Genomic DNA, 14098 nt, shown 5'->3' with positions numbered 1-14098 from the left:
TATCTGCCGGTGACCGGCAGCACAGCGCCGGGGCTGAAACACGTTTCAGTCCGCGGCTTCCGCAGGGCCGATCAGCGGCAGCGGACCACCGGTTCCGGGTCGTACTTGACGGTCCGGGTGTGCCGGTAGGTCTCCTGGCCGGTCTTGAGACTGCGGATGATCCTGGTGTTGGACGCGGTGAAGCCGGGCTGACCGCTGCTGGGCACACAGCTCTGCCCCGCCGGGACCTCCACGGTCGTCGGTGAGGTCGGATCGGTGCGGTCGCCCGTCACCGATTGGACCTCGACCGTCTTGGTGCTCCACATCCGGACGGTGATGCTCGACGGCGTCCACGACGTGTCGATGACGATCCCGTACGGCGTGTTGTTCTTGAACTGCAGATCGATGGCGCCCTCGAACACCGTGGCCTCGCGCGCCTCGGGATAGCGCGAGATGTAGTAGCTGTGCTCGGTGTGGGCGACGTCCTCCAGCCCGGCGAAGTACGAGGCGTTGTACAGCGTCGTGGCGAACTGCGAGATGCCGCCGCCGACCGCCTCGGACGGACGGCCGTGATCGATGATCCCCGACTCGACGTAGCCCTGGGCCGTCCCGCGCGGTCCGGTGTAACCGTTGAGCGAGAAGGTCTGGCCGGGCAGCACCAGCGCGCCGTCCACCTCTTCGGCGACGAGCCGGATGTTCTCCCCCGACGGTCCGCTGAACCCGCCGGTGGTGAACTCGGACACGACTTCCTTCACCCCCAGCTTCTTCGCCCGCTTCGTGTCGACCTTGGGTCGGGTGATCTTGTAGGCCACCCGGCCCGACCGGGAGTCGGCGGAGACAGCCAGCTTCTCGATCTCGGCGGCTGTCCGGGTCCAGTCGACCGCGGCGCCGTCGGACGACGGCACCACGACGGGCGCGCCGCCGGTCAGCCGGAAACTCGCATCGACCGGGGTCGACTCGGTCTTGGCTGCGCGGTCGCCGAGGACTTCCCGCGCCTTCTTGGGATCCACGTGCGGGGTCAGACCGCCGCGGCCGTCGGGCACGAACGACACGAGCGCGCCCGCCTCCCGCGGTGAGACGATTACTCGCGCTCCGCGTCCGGCGAGCGGGACCGCAGACGCCGTCACGTTCTGGGCCGGCCCGTCGAGGGTGGCCTGAACCGTCTCAGCCGAGACGGTCGGCGAGAAGGGCTCCATCTCGAGGTCGATCGGGTGACCGCTGAGCCAGTTGTCGGCGATGGCCTGCTTCGCGGCCTCGCGCTTGATACGCAGTCCCTTGGACGGGAAGTCGCCGACCGGTTGCAGACCGTCGAAATGGACACCGCCCTCGACGGCCGCCTTCTCGAGCGACTCCCGATGCTCGTCGAGCGCCGCGTTGAAGTCGGCGTCGTCGAGCGAGACGACCGGGGCCACATCGCGAGAGAGGCCGATCATGCCGAGGAATCGATCCCAGGGATTGCGCGGCTGGTCCATGAGGCGCGCGAGCGTTGCTTCGACGTCGAAGTCGGCACCGAGCGCGGCCGGATCGATCTGCGCCGAGCCGGAATCAGTACGCACCGAGACCGGGCTGTGTGCGGCCACCGTCAGTCCGGTGAGCTTCGCGCGCGCCTGATCTTCGGTGAGGTCGCCCAGATCGAACTCGGCGATGTGTGCGCCGCGGGCCGTGTGGCCGTGGGTGAGGATCGCGTCGATCCCGAAGATCGCGCCGACGAGCAGCAGCGCACCGATGAGCGCGCGGGCGACCCACCGGCGGTGATCGGAGCGATCGTCGGAAGAGGTCACAACTGTCGAATCCTAGCCGGGAACAAGAGCTCCGGCTGAACCGCCGGGTCGGGGGTCTGGCGGTTCAGCCGGAGCTATCCGGTTTATAGGTGGCGGGTGCGGGGGCGTTACACATCCGCGGAAAAAACTTCGGAGTTCTCATCGATGATCGCAGGCCCCGGTCAGCGCCGTGCGGCGGCCGACCGGGGCCTGCGATCCGATGCGGGGATCAGCCTTCGACGATGGCCGTGACGCCCTGGCCGCCCGCGGCGCAGATCGACACCAGCGCACGACCGCCGCCGTTCTCCTTGATCTGCTTGGCGGCCTGCGCGATGATCCGGCCGCCGGTGGCGGCGAACGGGTGCCCGGCGGCCAGCGAGGAGCCGTTGACGTTGAGCTTGCTGCGGTCGATCGAGCCCAGCGCCCCGTCCAGGCCGAGACGCTCGGTGCAGTACTCCTCCGACTCCCACGCCTGCAGGGTCGCCAGGACCACGGAGGCGAAAGCCTCGTGGATCTCGAAGAAGTCGAAGTCGGCCAGGGTGAGGCCGTTGCGCTGCAGCAGGCGGGGGACCGCGTATGTCGGTGCCATGAGCAGCCCGTCGGGGCCGTTCACGTAGTCCACCGCGGCGGTCTCGGTGTCGCGCAGGTAGGCCAGCACCGGGAGATTCTTCTCGGCGGCCCACTCGTCGGTGGCGAGCAGGACGGCCGACGCGCCGTCGGTGAGCGGGGTGGAGTTGCCCGCGGTCATGGTGGCGTCGCCCAGGCTCACGCCGAAGACCGGCTTGAGGGTGGCCAGCTTCTCCACCGACGAGTTCGGACGGAGGTTCTCGTCGCGGGTGAGGCCCATGAACGGGGTGATGAGGTCGTCGAAGAAGCCGCGGTCGTAGGCCGCGCCCATCTTCTGGTGGCTGGCGGCGGCCAGCTCGTCCTGCTCGGCGCGGCTGATGCCGAACTCCTTGGCGGTGATGGCGGCGTGCTCGCCCATCGACAGGCCGGTGCGCGGCTCGCCGTTGCGCGGGATCTCGATGCCCAGCTTGGTCGCCAGACCGAGTGCGGCCTTGATCCGGTCCACGGTGCTCTTGGCCCGGTTCACCTCGAGCATCTGCCTGCGCATGTCCTCGGAGACGCCGATCGGGGCGTCGGAGGTGGTGTCGACGCCGCCGCCGATCGCGACGTCGTAGCGGCCTGCGGCGATGCCGTCGGCCACGATCTGAATGGCCTGGAGACCGGTGCCGCACGCCTGCTGGACGTCCACCGCCGGGGTGTAGGGCGACAACGACGAACCGAGCACCGACTCGCGGATGAGGTTGAAGTCACGCGAATGCTTGAGCACCGCGCCGCCGGCGACCATGCCGAGTTTCTCGCCCTGCAGGCTGAAACGGCTGACCAGCCCCTGGAGGGCGGCGGTGAACATGTCCTGATTGCTCGCGGTCGCGTACGCGCGGTCTTGACGCGCGAAGGGAATGCGATTGCCGCCGAGGATGGCGACCGGGCGCTGCTGACGGGTTTCCGGCTGGCGGGGCGTGTACGAGGCCACAACTTCTCCTGGAGAGTCTCGGATGTCGACAGATCGACCTTGAGAGTATTCTTACTCCCGAGTAAGTTAATTGTCGACTCCTGAACCTGCGGCACATGTCACAGACGAGCGGGCTACTGCTCGTCGGCGGCATCCGCTTAGGGTCTCCGGCAGGACCGGTACCCGACACGGGACACGGATTCGTTTCACAGACATCGAAGGAGATAGTCGTGGCAGGCAACACCGACCTGTATTCGTCCATCGTCAACAGCGGCCCGGGCGCTTTCATCGCTTCGCGCGTCGGTCTTCCGCAGCCGCCGGCACTGCGTCGGTACTCGCCGTCTCAGCCCGCTCTCGCCGGTCCGGTCCTGCTCGGCGGCGCCGGACGTCTGGTGGAGCCGATGCGGGAGATCCTCAGCGCGGGCGACGACTACACGCTGGTCGAGAACAACGCCGGCGGACGCAGCGCCGACAAGCTCGGCGCCGCGGTCTTCGACGCCACCGGCATCTCCAAGCCCGCCGATCTCGAGCAGCTCTTCGAGTTCTTCACGCCGATCATGCGTTCGGTGGGCAACTCGGCGCGCTTCGTGGTGCTGGGCACCACACCCGAGCTGACCGCTGAGCCCGACGAGCACGTCGCGCAGCGCGCACTCGAGGGCTTCACCCGCTCGCTCGGCAAGGAGCTCCGCAACGGCGCCACCGCCCAGCTGGTCTATGTCTCGCCCGACGCCAAGACCGGCCTGTCCGGTCTCGAGTCGACCCTCCGCTTCCTGCTGTCGGCCAAGTCGACCTACGTCGACGCCCAGGTGATCCGGGTCGGCGCCGCCGACGCCGCTTCGGTGGAGAGCTGGGACAAGCCCCTCGCCGGCAAGGTGGCCCTGGTCACCGGTGCCGCACGCGGCATCGGCGCCACGATCGCCGAGGTGCTGGCGCGCGACGGCGCCCATGTCATCGCCGCCGACGTCCCGGCCGCGGGCGAGGCCCTCAGCGAGACGGCGAACAAGGTGGGCGGCACCGCGCTGCCGCTCGACGTGACCGCCGAGGACGCGGGAGCCAAGGTCGCCGAGCACGTTCTCGAGCGTCACGGCGGCCTGGACATCATCGTCAACAATGCGGGCATCACGCGCGACAAGCTGCTCGCGAACATGGACGCCGGCCGCTGGAACTCGGTCATCAGCGTGAACCTGATCGCACCGCAGACGCTGGTGAACGAGTTGGTCGAGCGCAAGGCCCTCCGGTCGGGCGGCGCCGTGGTCGACGTCTCCTCCATCGCGGGCATCGCGGGCAACCGCGGCCAGACCAACTACGGCGCGTCGAAGGCCGGCGTGATCGGCCTCGTCGACACCTACGCCCCGATCCTGGCTGAGAAGGGCATCACCATCAACGCCGTCGCCCCGGGCTTCATCGAGACCGCGATGACCGCCGCCATCCCGCTCGCCACGCGCGAGGTGGGCCGTCGCATGAATTCGCTGCAGCAGGGCGGACAGACCGTCGACGTCGCCGAGACCGTGGCGTACTTCGCCAACCCGGCGTCCAACGCGGTCACCGGCAATGTCGTCCGCGTGTGCGGTCAGAGCCTCCTCGGCGCCTGACGGGACCCTGCCATGACCAAGACCGTCACTCTGACGTCCCTGCCGGGCGCGGGCCAGATCTACCCGAAAGCCGTGAGCGCGATGCTCCCGGTGATCGGCAAGCCGGCCCGCGTCAGCGCGGACGCGTCACTGCCCGACACCGTCTACCGGATCGAGAACCTGCGCGTCGACGAGGCGCAGCTCAAGGAGTACTGCCGCACCACGGGTCTGCAGTTCGGTGCGCAGGTACCGTTGACATACCTGTTCGTTCTGCAGTTCCCGCTCGCGATGACCGTGATGGTCTCGCCGGACTTCCCGTTCGGCGCGGTCGGCGCGGTGCATCTGGAGAACCGGATCGAGCGGATCCGGGCCATCGGCGTCGACGAGCCGCTGACCGTCTCGACTCACGCCGAGAACCTCCGGGAGCACCGCAAGGGCATGCTGGTGGACGTGGTCTCGGAGTTCCGCGTCGGCCGCGAACTGGTCGCCGTCCAGACCGGCACATTCCTCAAGCAGCAGCGCACGAGCCTGTCGGACGCCGAACGAGGCCCGGCGCCCAAGGACGTCGCACCGCCGCCGCCCGATCGCGTAGTCAGCGTCGACCTCGGTCTGATCCGCCAGTACGCGAACGCCTCGGGCGACCGGAACCCGATCCACATGGCCGACCTGACGGCGAAGGCCTTCGGCTTCAGCCGCGCCATCGCCCACGGCATGTGGAGTGCGGCCGCCGTGCTCGCGAACGTCGAGGCTCAGCTCCCCGAATCGGTCGTGTACTCGGTCCGCTTCGGGAAGCCGATCCTGTTGCCCGCGAAGGTGAACATGTACACCGACCGGGTGGCCGACGGATACGACCTGTCGATCCTGAACCGCCGCAAGGGCTATCCGCATCTGACCGCCACGACGCGTCCGCGCGTCTGACCGCTTGCCCGCGCTCGGTGAGTCTCCCGCAGGCTTGTTGAGTCCTCCTCAAGGCTTGTTGAGCGAGCGCAGCGAGTCGAAACATGTGTGCATGTCTGTTTCGACTCGCTCCGCTCGCTCAACTGGCCTAAGGAAGAACCCACTCAACTGGCCGAAGGAAGAGCTCGCTCAACAGGCCTAAGGAAATGCTCGCGCAGCGGGCCTAAGGAAGAACTCGCTCAACAGGCCTAGGGAAAGCTCGCACGACGAGCCGCAAAGGCGACTCGCCGAGTCCTCCCCCAGGCTTGTTGGGTCCTCTCCCAGGCTTGTTGAGCGAGCGCAGCGAGTCGAAACGTGTGCATGTCTGTTTCGACTCGCTCCGCTCGCTCAACTGGCCTAAGGAAGAACCCACTCAACTGGCCGAAGGAAGAACCCCCTCAACTGGCCGAAGGAAGAACTCGCTCAACAGGCCTAGGGAAAGCTCGCACGACGAGCCGCAAGGGCAACTCGCCGAGTCCTCTCCCAGGCTTGTTGAGTCCTCTCCCAGGCTTGTTGAGTCCTCTCCCAGGCTTGTTGAGCGAGCGCAGCGAGTCGAAACATGTGCATGTCTGTTTCGACTCGCTGCGCTCGCTCAACAGGCCTAAGGAAGAACTCGCTCAACAGGCCTCAGGAAGAACTCGCTCAACAAGCCTGGGAAGAACCCGCCCAACTGGCCTGGAAGGTTCACTCAAACCGGGCCCGGCCGCGTGAGGGATCCGACTATGTCTCGTCGCCGACGGCGTCCTCCGACACTCCGACACCGCGCAGACCGCGCCAGGTGATGCCGAGCAGCAGGTCGGTGGCCGTTTCGAGGTCGATGTCGCCTTCGGCGATCCGGTCGGCGACGGCCTCGCCGGCGCCGACGAGGGCCACCGCCGTCAATTCGAAATCGACGTCGCTCGCACCCTCGGTGGTGGTGCCGCGGCGGATGAGATCAGTGATCATCGAGGTGATTCCCTCGCGGCTCTCGGTGACGATGTGTGCGAACGTCGCGGTCCCGACCGCGACCCGGTAGAGCACTCGCCACGAATCGGAGTTCTGATAGACGAACCGGAGGAACTCACGCACCAGCGTGCGCGCCTGGTCCTTCTGCCTCATCGTGGGATCAAAACCCGCCGACATGGCTTCCATGAACCGGCCGGACTCGCGCGCGATACAGGCGCTGAACAGTTCGTCCTTGGAGCCGTAGTAGAGGTAGAGCATCGGCTTGGATATCTTGGCCTCGGCGGCGATGGCGTCCATCGAGGTATCCGCGAAGCCATTCGCGGCGAACGCTGAAATCGCAGCATCGAGCATCTGCTGCTCTCGAACTGCCCGCGGCAGCCGCTTGGTTCCGCTAGCCATGACTACAAACTTACCATCGAGTAAGAACGCCTCAGGAGCAGTTCACCACGTGCTTGGCCTTCAGGATCCGGAGCACCGAGCGGTCGATCCGGCGCTGCGACAGCTTCCCGTCCGCGACCGCCTTCTCCAAGGTGTCCAGCACCGAGGTCACGTGATCGGTGGAAAGCCACAGGCCGATGTCCGAGCCGGCGGTGATCGCCTTCAGCACCGCCTGTTCGATCGTGTACTTGTCGGTGATCGCCTTCATGCCGGACAGATCGTCGGAGAAGACGACGCCGTCGAACGCCGGTCCGTTGTACTTCTTGCCGGTGCGCAACATGCCGATCGCCGCCGGACTGATGCTCGCGGGCGTCTCCGGCCCGGTCAGACCCGGAACGATCAGGTGCCCGACCATCACGCCCGCGGTCCCGGGACTGCGCAGCAGAGTCCGGTACGGAACGAGATCGGTGTTCTGCATGTCCGCCAGCGGAGGCGTGGTGACGGCGCCGGTGTGCGAATCCCCCGATGCGTGCCCGTGGCCGGGGAAGTGCTTGTACACGGGCATGATGCCCGCGTCCTGCAGCCCGCGCGCATAGGCACCGGCGTACTCGGTGACCACCTCGGGATCGTTCGAGAACGACCGGTCGCCGATCACCTCGTCGTCGGGCTCGGCACTGACGTCCGCCGACGGAGCGAAGTCGACGGTGACACCGAGCTTCGCCATCTTCTCGCCGGCCGCCTTGGCGAGCTGCCGGACCTGCTCGGGCGTCTTGGTGCGCGCCAGCACACGCGCCGACGGCATGTCGATGCCCAGCGACTTGAGGCGGCTCACTCGGCCACCCTCCTGATCCACGGTCACCATCAGCGGGACCTTCTGGCTCTTCGAGAGCGTGGCGACGGTGCCGTCGCTCAGCATCGACAGGTCGGTCCAACTGCCGACGAACACTCCGCCGATGTGCTCCTTCGCGACCACCCGCCGCGCGTCGGCCCCGTTCTGCACCCCGACCACCAGCAGCTGAGCGAGCTTGTCGCGCAGCTTCATCCCGGCCAGTTCCTCGGAGCCGCACGCGGCGGGAACCGTCGGAGCACTGCTCGAGGCGGAAACGGTCCGCGAACTCGTCGTCGTGTGCGACGACGGTGCGGCCTGATCGCCGGTCGAGTCCGAGCACGCCGCGGAGGCGAGAAGGCCTGCCGTTGCGACGAGGGCGACGAGAGCACGGCTGGGACGTAGATGCGTGAGCGGGCTCATCCACCCAGTGTTTCATGCTCGCTCGCGACGGCCGGATCGGCGCGGCGGACGAAGCCCGGGCGGCGCCGACTGAACTGGTACCTTGGAATCCATGCTGCGTGAACGCCTGATCTATGGTGCCGTCGCCGGAGTGGCCGGCGTGCTCGTCGGCATCGGCGCCGTCTTCCTCGGCGGGCAGCTCGCCTCCGAAACCAAGCCGTCGACCGACGTGAACAGTTTCAACGCCGACAACGGTTTCGTTCAGGGATCGGTGGACTACGGATCCCGCGGCGGCGAAGACGCCAACAACTGACTCGCGCACTCCTCCGCCGGTCCGCTCGGTCGAGTCCCGCAGCAACTGAGCCGGGCGGCCCGGGCCGGATTCTGACGCGGGCGCAGGCACTCATCGTCGCTGTCGTGGCGCTGGCGGTCTGTCTACTCCAGCGCCCCGGCCGCATCTCGCCCGACACCAAGCTGGACCTGACCGCCGATCCGATCGGGTTCCTCACCCGCGCCGCGCACCTGTGGTCGCCGGATGCCCCGATGGGCCAGATCCAGAACCAGGCCTACGGATACTTCTTCCCGCACGGCCTGTTCTTCGCCGTCGGCGAGATCCTGCACGTGCCGCCGTGGATCACTCAGCGATTCTGGTGGGCGATTCTGCTGACCGTCGGCTTCCTGGGCGTGGTCCGTCTCGCCGAGGCGCTGCGCGTCGGGTCGTTCACATCGCGGCTGATCGCCGGTTGGGTCTTCGTACTGGCCCCCCGCGTGATGACCACGCTGGGCACCATCTCCTCGGAGACGCTGCCGATGATGCTGGCGCCCTGGGTGCTGCTCCCGGTGGTCCGGGCTCTCGACGCGTCCGACCCCCGTCCACTGTGGCGCAACGCGGCCCGGTCCGCATGCGCGGTGGCGCTGATGGGTGCGGTGAACGCCGTCGCCACGGCTGCGGCCGTGGCGGTGTCGGCGATCTGGTGGCTGCTGGCGACTGCGCGGCGCGACCGGGGACACCGCCGTCGCGGACTGGTCTTCGGCGCATGGTGGGCGGCGGGTCTGGCGATGGCGTGCCTGTGGTGGGTGGTGCCGCTGCTGATCCTCTCGCGGGTCTCCCCGCCCTTCCTCGACTTCATCGAGTCGGCGAGCGTCACCACCGAATGGACCTCCCTCACCGAAGTGCTGCGCGGCACCGACTCGTGGACGCCGTTCGTCTCCCCGGAACGCGCTGTGGGCGCCGTTCTGGTCTCCGAGCCGGCCGCGGTGGTCGCGACCGGCATCCTCGCCGCCGCCGGGTTGGCCGGTCTCACGATGCGGGCGATGCCGCACCGCCGCCGCTTCCTGACCATCCTGGTGATCGGCCTTCTCGCCCTGTGTCTCGGATATCCGGGAGCACTCGGCTCGCCCGTGCGTGAGACCGTCATCGCCTTCCTCGACGGTCCGGGCGCCGCGCTGCGCAACATCCACAAGTTCGATCCGCTGGTCCGGCTCCCCCTCGCGATGGGAATCGCGCATCTGCTCGCGCGTGTCCGTGTCCCGATCCGCAGCCGCGGTGCCGAACGAGGTGTGGCCGCCGCACTGGTGGTGGTGATCGCCGCGTTCGGCTCCGGGTCGTTGCTGTGGACCGGCGGGCTGGCACCGGCCAAGAGCTACCGCGCGGTCCCCGACTACTGGCAGCAGACGGCCGACTGGCTCGACGCCGCGCAGGCCGGCTCCCCGACTCCGTCGCGCGCCCTGGTGGTCCCGGGAGCGCCCTTCGCCGACCAGATCTGGGGTCTCACGCGCGACGAACCGCTGCAGGCGCTGGCGCACTCGCCGTGGGCCGTCCGCGACGCGATTCCCCTGACGCCGCCGGGCGCCATCCGCGCGATGGACTCGGTGCAACGGGCGCTGAGCTCGGGCCGCGGATCACCGGGACTGGCCGCGACACTCGCCGAACAGGGTGTCGGATACCTGGTGCTGCGGGCCGATCTGGACGCGGTGACGTCACGGTCGGCACGACCGCTGCTGGTGGCGCAGGCGATCCGCAACTCACCCGGACTGACGGAGGCGGCCCGGTTCGGTCCCGACGTCTCACCGCCGACGCTCGACGGCGTGGTCGTGGACGACGGACTGCGTCCGCCGATGCCGGCGGTGACGGTCTACCGGGTCGGACCTCCCGACGGCACCGGTGCCACGACCGCCGGCGCGCCCGGACTGGTGGACGTCGGCGCGATGACGCGGGTGACCGGCGGACCGGAGGCCCTCGCCGCGGTGGAGGACGCCCGCAGCCGAGCCGGAGAGGAACCGCTGGGTCCGGCGCTGCTGACCGCGGACGCGAGGCGCGCGGGCCTGCCCGACGCTCCGGCGGTGGTGACCGACTCCCCTGTCGACCGGGAGACCGACTTCGGGCGGGTCGACGACCATTCCTCGGCTATTCGCGGCCCCGACGATCCCCGGCTGACCAAGAACGCGGCGCCGGACTACCCGGTGCCGGGCCAGCCGCTGGTCCGCGCGCAATGGCTGCTCGACAACCAGCCGGGCATGGTGCGCGTGACCAGTTCGGGCTCGGCCGCCGACGCGACGCAGCCCGGCCGGACGTCGCCTGCCAATTCCACCGCCGCCGCCTTCGACGGCGATCCGGACACCGCCTGGGTCAGTCGCGGTCTGGAGTCGGCGGTCGGCAGGTGGCTCTCGATCGACTTCACCCATCCGCAGGACGACCTCGCGGTGACCGTCACGACGGCCAAGGCGCTCGGGCCGGACGTCTCGACGCTGCTGGTCTCGTCCGATTCCGGCAGCACCGTGGCTCAGGGAGTGAAACCCGGAGTGCCGACCCGGATCCTGGTGCCGTCGGGGCCCACGTCGAGCGTCCAGGTCCGCGCCATCGACACCGCCGACGGCTCGGCCGGTAATCAGTTCGCGATCGCCGAACTGTCGGTCGCCGACGCGAACACCGGTGTCCCGCTGTCGATCCGGCAGCGCACGGTGCTGCCGACACTCGACGCCGCCGACGACGTGTCCGGCTGGGTGCTCTCCCCCGAACTCGGTCCGATCCCGGATTGCGTCACCGCGGCGGACGGCCGGGTGCGCTGCTCCCCGGCGGTGGGGTTGAGTCCGGAGACGCCGGGCGTGTTCTCCCGGACCCTGTCGGTGCCGTCGCAGACCGACGCCGACGTGCATGTCACGCTGCGACCGAAGGCCGGCGGTGAACTCTCGGATCTGCTGGCCCGCACCGGCGCGATCCGCGCGGAGGCGCAGTCGTCGGTGGCCGATCCGCGCGGCAACGCATCGGCCGCCGTCGACGGTGATCCGAACACCACGTGGACCGCACCGGATCCGGACACGTTCCCGAAGGGAAGGAAACCCGTTCTGACCCTTCATCTGCCCGCCCCTCGCGAAGTGTCCGGGATCCGTCTCCAGACGCCCGCGGACTATCCGGCGCACCCGACCCGCGTGTCCGTGGAGTTGCGGGACGGTGATCGGACGGTGGTGCGGACGACAGCGCGGGTCGGCACGGACGGGGTGCTGTCGGTTCCCGCCGCCCGGGCCGACACCGTGGTGCTGACGATCGAGGAGCAGAGCGATCTGATCGACGTCAACGATCTCGGTTTCGCGAAGGACGCACCGGTCGGCATCAGCGAGGCCCAAGTGCTGCCGGGCGGCCCGAACGTACCCGACGACGACCATCGCATCATCGAGATCGGCTGCGCCACAGACCCGTCCGGCCCGTACGGCATGGGTGTCACGGCAGCCGGCCAGATGCTCCGACTGCATGTCCGCACCACGGTGGGCGCGCTGCGCCTCGGCGAGAGCGTATCGGCGACCGCGTGCCCCGGCCCGTCGCTGCGACTGCCGGCGGGTGAGCAGGAGGTCGCGGTGAATCCGGGACGCGCCTTCACCGTCGACGCGGTGACCCTCCGGCGTCCCGGCGCGGAGGCCTCCTCGCCTGCGGTGACACACCCGCAGGTGACCGAATGGGCGCCCACGGACCGGAGGCTGACGGTGGACGCCGCCGACACCGACCGCATCCTGTTCGTTCCGGAGAGCACGAATCCCGCCTGGCATGCACGCGCCGACGGCCGAGAACTGAAGCCGGTCGTGGTGAACGGCTGGCAGCAGGGCTGGATCGTGCCGGCGGGAACGGGCGGCACCGTCGCGCTCACCGTCGACCTCGACTCGCCGTACCGGTGGGCGCTGGGCGCCGGTCTGGCGCTGGTGGTGGTTCTGTTCGCCGTCGCCTTCGGTCCGAGGTTCGGACGGCGCCGCTGCGAGCCGGCCGTGCGGCCGGACGACGGCGTGCGCGCCGGACGAGGCGCGGTCGCAGCGGCGTCCGCCGCGGCCCTCGCGGCGGCGTTCCTGCTGACCGGCTGGCCGGGGGCGCTGATCGCGGCGGCGACCGGGGCCGTCACCTGGCGGCTCTCCGCCCGCCTACGACCGGCGCTGACGTTCACGGCGATGCTCGCGGCGACGGTGGTGCTGGCCGCGGGACCCTGGCATTCGGGCACCGCCTACACCGGCTACAGCGGCTGGGCCCAGGCGTTCGCGCTGATCGCCGTCAGCGCGGCGGTGGCGGCGGCGCTGTTCGGCCGGCCGCGGTGACGCCGGCGCGTTCCGGCGTCGGTTCGTCGGCGGGCACCTCCGCGGTCCGTCGCTTCTCCCGCGCCGACAACCGCGCCCGGAGCGGTTCCTCGACGAACGCGTAGCTGGCGGCCGAGAGCGCGACGGTGATGATCACCGTCAGCAGCCACACAGATACGAAGTGACCGTCGAACATCGGAATGCCGAACAGCCCGAAGACCACGCTCAGCACCGCGAGATGCCAGATGAAGATGCCGTACGACCATCGGCCGAGCGCGTTCATCACCCGAGAGTCGAGGAAGACGAACGGGCCGTCGGACAGCACCAGCGGCGCCAGCACCGCGAATGCGGCGACGGCGCCGAGCACCATCTTGGCCACGTAGGCCAGATGAGTCATGTCGCCGAGCCCGACCGGTCCGGCGATCGGCGTGCACGCGAGTCCGTACGCGACGACGAACACCACGAGCATCACCCGGCGGTCGGCGCCGAGCCGCACTGCGCGCGATCGGCGGTCGAGCCCGCCGATGGCGAGGGCGGCCGCGATCTCCGACAGCACCAGACCCACGGCGAACCACGGCAGGTACCCGAGCACCCAGTTGCGCGCCTCGACACCGGCGGGAAGCGCGAGCAGTCGCGTCACCCAGGTCCACCCGAGGCTGACGATCGCGACCCCGACGATGATCGGGATGCGGCGGCGGGCAGCGGCACCCCGTACCCGGTACAGCGCGAAGCCGATCACCGGCAGAAGCAGGTAGAACGCAACCTCCACCGACAGACTCCACATCTGGGTGAGGCCGGGCGCGAGAGTGAGGGGGACGAACACCTGGGTGAGGGTGAGATTGGCCAGCCAGACCGTCGCCGAGGCGCCGCGCGCCTGCGGCAGCAGAGCCAGCACCGCGACCACCACCAGCGCGTACGCCGGCCAGATGCGGACGAAGCGATGTCGGAGATAGCGGCGCACGGCGGGCCGAGGAGCCCCGTCGTCGCGGGCCGCCGCGGCATACGGGCGCCACAGCAGGAATCCGCTGAGCGCGAAGAACAATGCGACGGCGAGGTCGAGGCGGCCGAGGATCTCTCCGAGCACCGGCCACTGCGTCACCCGAGTCTGGAAGGCGACGTGCGTCGTCAGCACGCCGAGCGAGGCCACGGCGCGCAGGCCCTCCAGTTGGGGGTAGAAACGCCGGGCCGGTGCCGGCTGCGAGTCAGACATGTCCTGCCCAGGGTAAGCCGA

Annotated in this window: 9 protein-coding genes; 4 read left to right on the top strand and 5 right to left on the bottom strand. The window is 69.3% G+C overall.

Going from position 1 to position 14098, the window contains the following annotated elements; translation table 11 throughout:
- Window positions 1-71: 71 nt before the first annotated feature.
- On the bottom strand, window positions 72-1760 hold the full coding sequence (locus ACZ5QD_RS16675; protein ID WP_375003083.1) for a VanW family protein: 1689 nt from the start codon (window positions 1758-1760) through the stop codon (window positions 72-74).
- A gap of 208 nt (window positions 1761-1968) precedes the next feature.
- Window positions 1969-3276 carry an acetyl-CoA C-acetyltransferase gene (locus tag ACZ5QD_RS16670; RefSeq protein ID WP_045537214.1) on the bottom strand — a complete coding sequence of 436 codons (1308 nt, stop codon included), beginning with the start codon at window positions 3274-3276 and terminating at the stop codon, window positions 1969-1971.
- Window positions 3277-3479: 203 nt separating this feature from the next.
- Here ACZ5QD_RS16670 and ACZ5QD_RS16665 point away from each other — a divergent pair, with 203 nt between their 5' ends.
- Together ACZ5QD_RS16665 and ACZ5QD_RS16660 are read left to right on the top strand one after the other, a co-directional pair.
- Window positions 3480-4847 carry a 3-oxoacyl-ACP reductase gene (locus ACZ5QD_RS16665; RefSeq protein WP_464367281.1) on the top strand — a complete coding sequence of 456 codons (1368 nt, stop codon included), beginning with the start codon at window positions 3480-3482 and terminating at the stop codon, window positions 4845-4847.
- 12 nt (window positions 4848-4859) lie between these two features.
- The gene (locus ACZ5QD_RS16660) at window positions 4860-5744 is read left to right on the top strand and encodes a MaoC/PaaZ C-terminal domain-containing protein (protein ID WP_006897042.1); all 885 of its coding nucleotides are present in this window, start codon (window positions 4860-4862) and stop codon (window positions 5742-5744) included.
- 738 nt (window positions 5745-6482) lie between these two features.
- Here the strand turns inward: ACZ5QD_RS16660 and ACZ5QD_RS16655 are convergent.
- Both ACZ5QD_RS16655 and ACZ5QD_RS16650 read right to left on the bottom strand, forming a co-directional pair.
- Window positions 6483-7106: a TetR/AcrR family transcriptional regulator gene (locus ACZ5QD_RS16655; RefSeq protein WP_006897043.1), complete on the bottom strand. Its 624-nt coding sequence runs from the start codon at window positions 7104-7106 to the stop codon at window positions 6483-6485.
- A gap of 31 nt (window positions 7107-7137) precedes the next feature.
- On the bottom strand, window positions 7138-8334 hold the full coding sequence (locus tag ACZ5QD_RS16650) for a glycoside hydrolase family 3 N-terminal domain-containing protein (RefSeq protein WP_197078046.1): 1197 nt from the start codon (window positions 8332-8334) through the stop codon (window positions 7138-7140).
- Between the two features lie 91 nt (window positions 8335-8425).
- Between ACZ5QD_RS16650 and ACZ5QD_RS16645 the strand changes: the two genes are divergently transcribed.
- A complete protein-coding gene (locus tag ACZ5QD_RS16645; RefSeq protein ID WP_045537208.1) occupies window positions 8426-8626 on the top strand; it encodes a DUF2613 domain-containing protein in 201 nt (66 codons plus the stop codon).
- Between the two features lie 104 nt (window positions 8627-8730).
- On the top strand, window positions 8731-12888 hold the full coding sequence (locus ACZ5QD_RS16640; protein ID WP_464366952.1) for an alpha-(1->3)-arabinofuranosyltransferase: 4158 nt from the start codon (window positions 8731-8733) through the stop codon (window positions 12886-12888).
- Here the strand turns inward: ACZ5QD_RS16640 and ACZ5QD_RS16635 are convergent.
- A complete protein-coding gene (locus ACZ5QD_RS16635; protein ID WP_375003088.1) occupies window positions 12845-14077 on the bottom strand; it encodes an acyltransferase family protein in 1233 nt (410 codons plus the stop codon). The two genes, ACZ5QD_RS16640 and ACZ5QD_RS16635, sit on opposite strands and share 44 nt — an antisense overlap.
- Window positions 14078-14098 lie beyond the last annotated feature (21 nt).

The sequence above is a fragment of the Gordonia sp. J1A genome, assembly GCF_055393515.1.
Note: the sequence above shows the minus strand (reverse complement) of the source record. Positions and strands in the feature narration are given on the sequence as shown.

Coding starts and splice junctions, on each gene's coding strand:
- ACZ5QD_RS16660 (WP_006897042.1), top strand. CDS start 4,860: ATGACCAAGACCGTCACTCTGACGTCCCTGCCGGGCGCGGGCCAGATC.
- ACZ5QD_RS16655 (WP_006897043.1), bottom strand. CDS start 7,106: ATGGCTAGCGGAACCAAGCGGCTGCCGCGGGCAGTTCGAGAGCAGCAG.
- ACZ5QD_RS16650 (WP_197078046.1), bottom strand. CDS start 8,334: ATGAGCCCGCTCACGCATCTACGTCCCAGCCGTGCTCTCGTCGCCCTC.
- ACZ5QD_RS16645 (WP_045537208.1), top strand. CDS start 8,426: ATGCTGCGTGAACGCCTGATCTATGGTGCCGTCGCCGGAGTGGCCGGC.
- ACZ5QD_RS16635 (WP_375003088.1), bottom strand. CDS start 14,077: ATGTCTGACTCGCAGCCGGCACCGGCCCGGCGTTTCTACCCCCAACTG.